The organism is Roseomonas acroporae (assembly GCF_023223525.1).
In the GTDB taxonomy this organism is placed as follows: Bacteria; Pseudomonadota; Alphaproteobacteria; order Acetobacterales; family Acetobacteraceae; genus Roseomonas_E; species Roseomonas_E acroporae.
This window is the reverse complement of the sequence record NZ_JALPRX010000064.1, coordinates 55,386-63,877: the sequence shown is the minus strand read 5'-3', so window position 1 is coordinate 63,877 and position 8,492 is coordinate 55,386. Positions and strand designations below refer to the sequence as shown.

The window sequence follows — 8,492 nt, the reverse complement described above, 5'->3', positions numbered from 1 at the left end:
CCCCGGTCCAAGGAGGGCGCCGCCCTCCTTGGGTATCCTCCCGCCAAGGGGCGAAGCCCCCTTGGATCCCCCGTTCGGTTTTCAGGCCCCGGGGGGGTCGACAGCGAGGCCAAACGCCGGCGGAGGTCCAGGAACCTGAGGTTCCTGGCGGATGGGTTCCAGGGAAGGCGGAGCCTTCCCTGGCCGGTGGGGTTCGGGGAGGGCGGAGCCCTCCCCGCTGGCGAGACGGGGTTCGGGGAGGGCGGAGCCCTCCCCGTCGGCTCAGGCCGCCGCCACGCGGCGGGCCGGCTGCCAGGGGCGCAGCGCCAGGGCGCCGTCGCCCAGCAGCGCCACCGCCAGCAGGGCCACGATCCAGAGGGCGATGTACTCCCAGCCGCCGCCCGGGTTGGTGAAGAAGAAGCCGGCCTTGCCGTGGACGGTGGCGAGGGCGCCGAACAGCGACAGCGTGCCGAGCAGCGCCGCCGCCCGGGTCCAGAGGCCGAGGATCAGCGCCACGGCGACGGCGATCTCCAGCGCGATGGTCGGCCAGGCGAGCAGGCCGGGCACGCCGACCCGCTCGAAGAAGGCGGCGGTGCCGGCCGGGGTGAACACGAACAGCTTCAGCCCGGCATGGGCCAGGAACAGCACGCCGAGCCAGACGCGCAGCAGCAGGACGGCGTAAGGGGCGGTGCGGGAGTCGATCACGGGATGTCTCCGGGTAGAGGGCGCCGGGACCGGCGCGGTGATCCGGAAATAGGCCATCCATCGACGCATGGCATTTGGCCGATTTCGCCTGATCCCTATACGTTTTCGCATGGAGGTACGGGGGCCGCATGCTGGAATGGGACGATCTCCGCCATTTCCTGGCCATCGCCCGCCACGGCTCGCTCTCGGCCGCGGCGCGGGCGCTGGGCGTGGCCCAGCCGACCATGGGCCGGCGCCTCGCGGCGCTGGAGCAGCGGGCGGGCGCGCGCCTGCTGGAGCGCACGCCGGGCGGCTACACGCTCACCCCGGCCGGCGAGGCGGCGCTCGGCCATGCGGAGCGCATCGAGAACGAGGTGCTGGCGGTGGAACGCGGCATCGGCGGCCGCGACGTGCGGCTGGAGGGCCGCATCCGCCTGACCGCGGTGGAAACCCTGGTGGTGGACATCCTGCTGCCCGAGCTGGCGGATTTCGCCGCGCGCTATCCCGGCATCACGCTGGAGCTGATCACCGACACGCGCCCGCTCAGCCTCGCGCGGCGCGAGGCGGACGTGGCGCTGCGCATGGCGCGTCCCGACCAGGGCGACCTGGTGGCGCGGCAGGTGTCGCGGATCGACCACGGCCTCTACGCCAGCCGCGACTATCTCGACCGGCACGGCACGCCCGACCTCGCCGCCGGCGCGCCGGGGCACCGCGTGGTGCTGGCGCTGGAGGACCTGATGCGCCTGCAGGAGATGGCGTGGCTGGCCGGCATGACCGGCCGGGCGCAGGTGGCGCTGCGCAGCAACAGCCGCTTCGCGCAGCGGCAGGCCGCGTGCGGCGGGATGGGGCTGGCCTGCCTCGCGCGCTACCTCGGCGACGCGGCGCCGGCGCTGGTGCGGCTGGAGACGCCCGTGCCGCCGCCCCGGCGCGAGGTCTGGCTGGTGGTGCACCGCGACACGCGCCACACGCCGCGCATCCGCAGCCTGACGGATTTCCTCGGCACGGCCTTCCAGCGCCGGGTGGCGGTGCTGGCGCCGGAGGGGTAGGGGCGGCGCCTGCCGCCGGCGGTCTCGCCGGCAGGCCGCGCCGGGTCCTGCGAACCCGGCGGCGCGGCTGTTGACGGCGCAATCTATCCTCTTGTTTTCACGACTTTCCCGAATTGGCCGGTGTGTACACGCCGGTCGCGGATGCTCTAGAACCGGCATGGCAAAGGCGGTCGTCACAGAACCGCCATCGAGCAGCGGGCCCGGCCATGCCGTGGCGTGGCGGCGGGCCTTCCAGGGAGGTAGGTCGATGCCGGAACAGGTTGGGGAAGCCGCCGGGGCGGCGGCCAGCGGGGCGGCGCCCCGGTCCATCGCGCTGATCGGTCCGCAGGGCAGCGGCAAGTCCACGCTGTTCGCGGCGCTGCTGGCCACCGGGGGCGACGAGCCCGCCCCCGCCCGCCGCGCCGCCGCGCCGCGCGCCATGGGCATGGAGACGCGGCTCGGCCACGCGACCGTGCAGGGCGAGCGCTGGGCCATCCTCGACTGCCCCGGCTCGGTGGAATTCGCGCACGAGGTGGATTGCGCCCTCGCCGTGGCCGATCTCGCGGTGGTGGTGTGCGAGGCCGCGCCCGACCGCGCCGCCGGCCTCGGCCCGATCTTCCACCGGCTGGAGGAGACGGGGACGCCCGGCATCGTCTTCGTCAACCGCATCGACACGCTGGACGGCACGGTGCGCGACATCCTCGCCGCCCTGCAGGCCGGGACGCATCGCCGCCTGGTGCTGCGCCAGGTGCCGATCCGCGAGGACGGCGCCGTCACCGGCTATGTCGATCTCGTCAGCGAGCGCGCCTACCGCTACCGGCGCGGCGCCCCCTCGGAACGCATCGGCCTGCCCGAGGCGATGCGCGGGCGCGAGGCCGAGGCGCGCGGCGCGCTGCTGGAGGCGCTGGCCGACCACGACGACGCGCTGCTGGAGAAGGTGCTGGAGGACCTCGTCCCCGCGCCGGAGGAGATCTACCGCCCGCTGCACCAGGGCGAGGCGAGCGGCGCGGTGATGGGCGTGCTGCTCGGCGCGGCCGAGCACGGCAACGGCCTGCGCCGGCTGTGGAAGGCGCTGCGCCACGACGTGCCCGCGCCCGCCGGGACCGCCGCCCGGCGCGGCATCGGCGCCGCGGGCGGCGCCCCCCTGGCGCAGGTGTTCCGCACCCGCCATGCCGGCCATGCCGGCCGGCTCTCCTTCGCGCGGCTCTGGCGCGGCCGGGTGCAGGACGGCGCCTCGCTGAACGGCGCGCGCATCGGCGGGCTCTACCGCTTCCCCGGCGGCGAGGCGCAGAAGGTGGCGAGCGCCGAGGCGGGCGACATCGTGGCGCTCGGCCGGCTGGAGGGCATCGGCACCGGCGCCACGCTGGGCGGCGCGCCGGGCGAGCCGCCGCTGCCCTTCCCCGCGCCGCCGCCGCCCGTGCACGGCCTCGCCATCGCGCCCGAGGACCGCAAGGACGAGGTGCGGCTCGCCGCCGCGCTGCAGCGGCTGGCCGAGGAGGAGCCGGCGCTCGCGATCGGCCAGGACGCCGAGACCGGCGCCACGGTGCTCGCTGGCCAGGGCGAGATCCATCTGCGCGCGGCGCTGGAGCGGCTGGGGGCGTCGGCCGGCATCCGGCTGCGCACCGGCCCGGTGCCGGTCCCGTTCCGCGAGACCATCCGCCACGCCGTGGTGCAGAACGCCCGCCTCAAGCGCCAGACCGGCGGCCACGGCCAGTTCGCCGAGGTGAAGCTGCAGATCGCGCCCCGCCCGCGCGGGGCGGGCTTCCACTTCGACGAGAAGGTGGTGGGCGGCGCCGTGCCGCGCCGCTTCATCCCCGCCATCGGCCAGGCCGCCGAGGAGGCGGCGCGCAGGGGGCCGCTCGGCCACCCGGTGGTGGACATCGCCGTGACCCTGCTCGACGGCGGCTTCCACAGCGTGGACAGCAGCGACATGGCCTTCGCCACCGCCACCCGCATGGCGATGCAGGAGGGGCTGGCCAAGGCCGGGCCGGTGCTGCTGGAGCCGGTCGAATCCGTCACCCTCAGCGTCCCCGCCGCCTGCACCCCGGCCGCGCAGCGGCTGCTGACCGGCCGGCGCGGCCAGATCCTGGGCTTCGCCGCGCGCGAGGGCTGGGAGGGCTGGGACGAGGTGCAGGCCCTGCTGCCGGCGGCCGAGCTGGCCGGGCTGATCATCGAGCTGCGCTCGCTGACGCAGGGCCTCGGCAGCTACGTCCACCGCTTCGACCACCTGGCCGAGGCGCGCGCCTGAAGGGCCGCCTCCCGGAAGGCCATCCCGGAAGGGCCGCCGGGCCGCACCTCCCGCCTCGCGCGCGGTGCGGCGCCGGCCCGCCCGCGCGGCCGTCAGTCGAGCAGCGGCGTCATCCCCGGATCGCCCTTCGCCATCGCCCGCCGGTACGCCTCGCGCCCGCCGATGCGTTGCAGATAGGCCCGGATGTTCGGGTACGGCGCCAGGTCGACCGGCAGGAACGTCCGCATCGTGGTCAGCGAGAACACGCTGATGATGTCGGCCGCCGTGAACGCCTCGCCCGCGAGGTAGGGCACCTCGCCCAGCCGCGCCTCCACCAACCCGAACGCCTTCTCCAGCCGCCCGCGCATCGCGGCCAGCACCTTGTTGTCGGCCGGCAGCTTCAGCCGCTCCAGGATCATGCAGCGCCCCATCGCCGGCTGCAGCGTGCCGTTGGCGAAGTGGAACCAGTAGAGATACGGCGCGAAGTCCGCGTCGCCGTAGCGCCGGGCCAGCCCGCCATCGCCGTACCTGGCCATGATGAACTCCATCACGGCCGCCGACTCCGCCAGCACCACCCCGTCATCCTCGATCACCGGCGCCGCCCCGATCGGGTGCAGCGCCTTGAGTTCGGCCGGCGCCAGGATCGTCACCGGATCGCGCCGGTGGAGCTTCAGCGCGTAGGGCACGCCCAGCTCCTCGCACAGCCAGACGATCCGTTCGGACTGCGACACGCCGAGGTGATGGATGGTCAGCATGCTCGTCTCCTTCTGTTGCCGGGCCGCTGCCGGGTCGCTGCCGTGCCGCGACAATCCGCCTGCGCCGCGCGCGTGGCAATCGGGGCGCCCGCGCCCCCGCCCGCGGGAGGGGACACGCCGCTTCCGGCCAGGGCGACAAAGGCCGTCCGCGCTGCCGATCCCGCACGCCGCGTCCCGCTCCTTCCGCTGCGGCCAGGGCGGCTGCGGCCAGGACGACAGCGGCCAGGGCGACGGCGGCCAGGGCGACGGCGGCGGCCAGCGCGGGTGCCCGGCGCCGGCGACCACGGGCGGGGCGGCCGCCGACCCGGCGCGCCGGCCGGCTCCCCGACCGCACTGAACCACGCCGGCCCCGGCGCGACGGCCAGGTGGCGTCCTGGGCCGGGCAAAGGCCCGTCCGCCCCCGCGCCGGGTTCGCCCCAGCCCTGCCGGCCCGCCCTTTGACCGGTCGCGCCCGCTTCGGCATGCTGCGACGCTCCCCCGGCCGGCGCATGATCCGCGCCTCGCCGGAGCCCAGTGCGCGCGATGGTCGCGTGCCCCGGAACCTCCCGCGTGCCGCCGGGGGAATTGGAGCGCCTCTCCCGTGATTCCCGCCCTGATGCCCACCTACAACCGTGCCGACCTCGCCTTCGAGCGGGGCGAGGGCGCCTGGCTGTGGACGGCGGACGGGCGACGATTCCTGGACTTCGGCGCCGGCATCGCCACGTCGAGCCTCGGCCACCACCACCCGCACCTGACCGCCGCCATCGTCGAGCAGGCGACGCAGGTGCTGCACGTCTCCAACCTCTACCGCGTGCCGCAGGCCGAGCGCCTCGCCGCCCGGCTGGTCGAGACCTCCTTCGCCGACAGCGCCTTCTTCTGCAACTCGGGCGCCGAGGCGAACGAGGGCATGGTCAAGGCGATGCGCAAGGCGATGGCCGAGACCGGCCGGCCCGAGCGCTACCGCATGATCTGCTTCGAGGGCGCCTTCCACGGCCGCACCCTGGCCATGCTCTCGGCGACCGGCAACGCCAAGTACCTCGCGGGCTTCGGCCCGCCGGTGGACGGCTTCGACCACGTGCCCTTCGGCAACATGAACGCCGTGCGCGCCGCGATCACCGACCGCACCGCCGGCATCATGATCGAGCCGGTGCAGGGCGAGGGCGGCGTGCGCCCGGCCGAGGCCCGCTTCCTGCAGGAGCTGCGCGCCACCTGCGACGAGTTCGGCCTGCTGCTCGGCCTCGACGAGGTGCAGACCGGCATGGGCCGCACCGGCAGGCTCTGGGCGCACCAGTGGGCCGGCATCGAGCCGGACGTGATCTCCTCGGCCAAGGGCATCGCCGGCGGCGTGCCGATGGGCGCCATCCTGGCCAAGGAGCACGTCGCGAAGCACCTGAAGCCCGGCACGCACGGCACCACCTTCGGCGGCGGCCCGCTCGCCTGCGCCGCCGCCAACGCGGTGCTGGACGTGATCCTGGCGCCGGGCTTCCTCGACGGCGTGCAGCGCGTCGCCGCCCTGCTCTGGCAGGCGCTGGAGGGGCTGGCCACGCGCCATGCCGGCATCGTCGAGGGCGTGCGCGGCCAGGGCCTGCTGGTCGGGCTGAAGCTCGCCCCCGCGGTGACCAACGGCGACCTGCAGAACGCCGCCGTGGCGGAAGGGCTGCTCACCGTCGCCGCCGGCGAGAACGTGCTGCGTCTCGCCCCGCCGCTGGTCATCGGCGAGGCCGAGGTGCGCGACGCCGCCGAACGGCTCGACCGCGCCCTGACGCGCTGCGCCCAGGCGGCACAGCATCGGCAGGCGCAGCAGCGGCAGGCGGCGCAGTGAGCGCGGCGGCGGGCATGCCACGGGCGATGAGCGAACCTCCCCGCGGCGCGCCCGCCGCCGGCGCGGCGGTGCCCGGCACGGAGGGCCGCGGGGCGCCGCGGCACTTCCTCGACATCGCCGACTTCGACGCCCCCACCCTGCGCCGCATGCTCGGCCTCGCCGCCGCGGCCAAGCGCGGCGAGCGCGACGACCGCCCGCTCGCCGGCCGCAGCGTGGCGCTGATCTTCGAGAAGCCCTCGACGCGCACCCGCGTCTCCTTCGAGGTGGGCATCCACCAGCTCGGCGGCCACGCCGTGGTGCTCTCCGGGCGCGACATGCAGCTCGGCCGCGGCGAGACGGTGGCCGACACCGCCCGGGTGCTCTCGCGCTACGTGGACGCGATCATGCTGCGCACCGACAGTGACGCGAAGCTGCGCGAGCTGGCCGAGCACGCGACCGTGCCCGTCATCAACGGGCTGACCGACGCCTCCCACCCCTGCCAGATCATGGCCGACGTGCTCACCTTCGAGGAGCATCGCGGCCCGATCGCGGGGCAGACCGTGGCCTGGTGCGGCGACGGCAACAACGTGGCGCGCAGCCTGATCCAGGCCGCCGCCCGACTCGGCTTCGCGCTCCGCCTCGCCACCCCCGAGGCGCTGCGGCCGCCGCAGGCGCTGCTGGACTGGGCGCGGGCCGAGGGCGCCGAGGTGACGCTGACCGACGACCCTGCCGCCGCCGTCGCCGGGGCGCGCTGCGTCGTGACCGACACCTGGGTCTCGATGTCGGACGACCCGAACAGCCAGCGGCACAACCTGCTCATGCCCTATCGCGTCGATTCGGCGCTGATGGCGAAGGCCGCGCCGGACGCGATCTTCATGCACTGCCTGCCCGCGCACCGTGGCGAGGAGGTCACCGCCGAGGTGATCGACGGGCCGCGGAGCGTGGTGTTCGACGAGGCGGAAAACCGGCTGCACGCGCAGAAGGGCGTGCTGCTCTGGGCGCTGGGCGCCGGGTGAGGCGGGCATGAGCGAGCCTTCCTGGGACAACGCCGCCGCCGCGCCCGTCGCGGCCCGGCTCGCCGCCACGGTGCTGCTGCTGCGCGAGGGCGGGCGCGGCCCCGAGGTGTTCATGGTGGTCCGCCACCGCGCGATCGAGTTCGCCTCCGGCGCGCTGGTGTTTCCCGGCGGGCGCGTGGAGAACGGCGACCGCGCCGTGGCCGAGGCGGCCGGACTGGCCGACCTCGACAGCGCCACGCTGCGCATCGCCGCGATCCGCGAGACCTTCGAGGAGTGCGGCATCCTGCTCGCCCGGCCCGAGGGCTCCGGCCGGCTCGTGGACGCGGCGCGGCTGCGGGCGGTGGAGGCGGCGCATCGCGCGGCGCTGTGCCGCAACGAGCGCGGCCTCGACTCCATGCTCGCCGCCGAGCGGCTGGCGCCGGCCGAGGACGCGCTGGTGCATTTCGCGCACTGGATCACGCCTGCCGACCGCTCCAAGCGCTTCGACACGCACTTCTTCGCCGCCGAGGCGCCGCCCGACCAGCTCGGCGCGCACGATGGCGGGGAGGCGGTGGACTCGGTCTGGATCCGCCCGGCCGACGTGATCGCGCAGACCGCCGAGGGACGCTGGAAGCTGCTCTTCCCGACGCGGCTGAACCTGCTGAAGCTGGCCCGGCACGACACGGTGGCCGCCATCCTCGCCGCCGCCCGCGCCGAGCCGGTGGTGACGGTGCAGCCGCGCGTGGTGAAGACGCCGGAGGGGCCGCGGCTCTGCATCCCCGAGGCGGCAGGCTATGGCGGGTCGCTGTTCCCGATGCTGGACCCGCCGGCGATCTGACGTTCCCCGAGCCCCAACGCCTTTCGGGGAAGGCTTTGCCTTCCCCGGACCCCATCCACCTGGGGAGGGCCTTGCCCTCCCCAGACCCTACCCATCAGGAACCTCAGGTTCCTGGACCTCCGCCGGCGTTCTGGGCTTCGCGGGTTGGACCATCGAGGTCTGAATCCGAACGGGGGGTGCCAGGGGGGCTTCGCCCCCTGGCGGGGATA

At 75.2% G+C, this 8,492-nt stretch carries 7 protein-coding genes; 5 read left to right on the top strand and 2 right to left on the bottom strand.

What is annotated here, in order from left to right:
• Positions 1 to 261 precede the first annotated feature (261 nt).
• Positions 262 to 684: a DoxX family protein gene (locus M0638_RS15060; protein ID WP_248667821.1), complete on the bottom strand. Its 423-nt coding sequence runs from the start codon at positions 682 to 684 to the stop codon at positions 262 to 264.
• A gap of 128 nt (positions 685 to 812) precedes the next feature.
• Between M0638_RS15060 and M0638_RS15055 the strand changes: the two genes are divergently transcribed.
• Together M0638_RS15055 and M0638_RS15050 are read left to right on the top strand one after the other, a co-directional pair.
• Positions 813 to 1,709: a LysR family transcriptional regulator gene (locus tag M0638_RS15055; RefSeq protein ID WP_248667820.1), complete on the top strand. Its 897-nt coding sequence runs from the start codon at positions 813 to 815 to the stop codon at positions 1,707 to 1,709.
• A gap of 247 nt (positions 1,710 to 1,956) precedes the next feature.
• Positions 1,957 to 3,936, top strand: a complete 1,980-nt coding sequence (locus M0638_RS15050; protein ID WP_248667819.1) for an elongation factor G — start codon at positions 1,957 to 1,959, stop codon at positions 3,934 to 3,936.
• A 92-nt stretch (positions 3,937 to 4,028) separates the two neighbouring features.
• Here M0638_RS15050 and M0638_RS15045 read toward each other — a convergent pair whose 3' ends face one another.
• A complete protein-coding gene (locus tag M0638_RS15045) occupies positions 4,029 to 4,670 on the bottom strand; it encodes a glutathione S-transferase family protein (RefSeq protein ID WP_248667818.1) in 642 nt (213 codons plus the stop codon).
• A gap of 580 nt (positions 4,671 to 5,250) precedes the next feature.
• Here M0638_RS15045 and M0638_RS15040 point away from each other — a divergent pair.
• From M0638_RS15040 to M0638_RS15030, 3 genes are read left to right on the top strand one after another with little or no spacing between them, the layout of a single operon-like run.
• Positions 5,251 to 6,471 carry an aspartate aminotransferase family protein gene (locus M0638_RS15040; RefSeq protein ID WP_248667817.1) on the top strand — a complete coding sequence of 407 codons (1,221 nt, stop codon included), beginning with the start codon at positions 5,251 to 5,253 and terminating at the stop codon, positions 6,469 to 6,471.
• Between the two features lie 26 nt (positions 6,472 to 6,497).
• Positions 6,498 to 7,466, top strand: a complete 969-nt coding sequence (gene argF / locus M0638_RS15035; protein ID WP_282572026.1) for an ornithine carbamoyltransferase — start codon at positions 6,498 to 6,500, stop codon at positions 7,464 to 7,466.
• 7 nt (positions 7,467 to 7,473) lie between these two features.
• Entirely contained in the window at positions 7,474 to 8,283 is an 810-nt protein-coding gene (locus M0638_RS15030; protein WP_248667816.1) for an NUDIX hydrolase, read from the top strand.
• Positions 8,284 to 8,492 lie beyond the last annotated feature (209 nt).

What these genes read in the sequence shown, in the direction of transcription:
- M0638_RS15045 (WP_248667818.1), bottom strand. Translation starts at nt 4,670, where the DNA reads ATGCTGACCATCCATCACCTCGGCGTGTCGCAGTCCGAACGGATCGTC.
- M0638_RS15050 (WP_248667819.1), top strand. Translation starts at nt 1,957, where the DNA reads ATGCCGGAACAGGTTGGGGAAGCCGCCGGGGCGGCGGCCAGCGGGGCG.
- argF (WP_282572026.1), top strand. Translation starts at nt 6,498, where the DNA reads ATGAGCGAACCTCCCCGCGGCGCGCCCGCCGCCGGCGCGGCGGTGCCC.
- M0638_RS15055 (WP_248667820.1), top strand. Translation starts at nt 813, where the DNA reads ATGCTGGAATGGGACGATCTCCGCCATTTCCTGGCCATCGCCCGCCAC.
- M0638_RS15030 (WP_248667816.1), top strand. Translation starts at nt 7,474, where the DNA reads ATGAGCGAGCCTTCCTGGGACAACGCCGCCGCCGCGCCCGTCGCGGCC.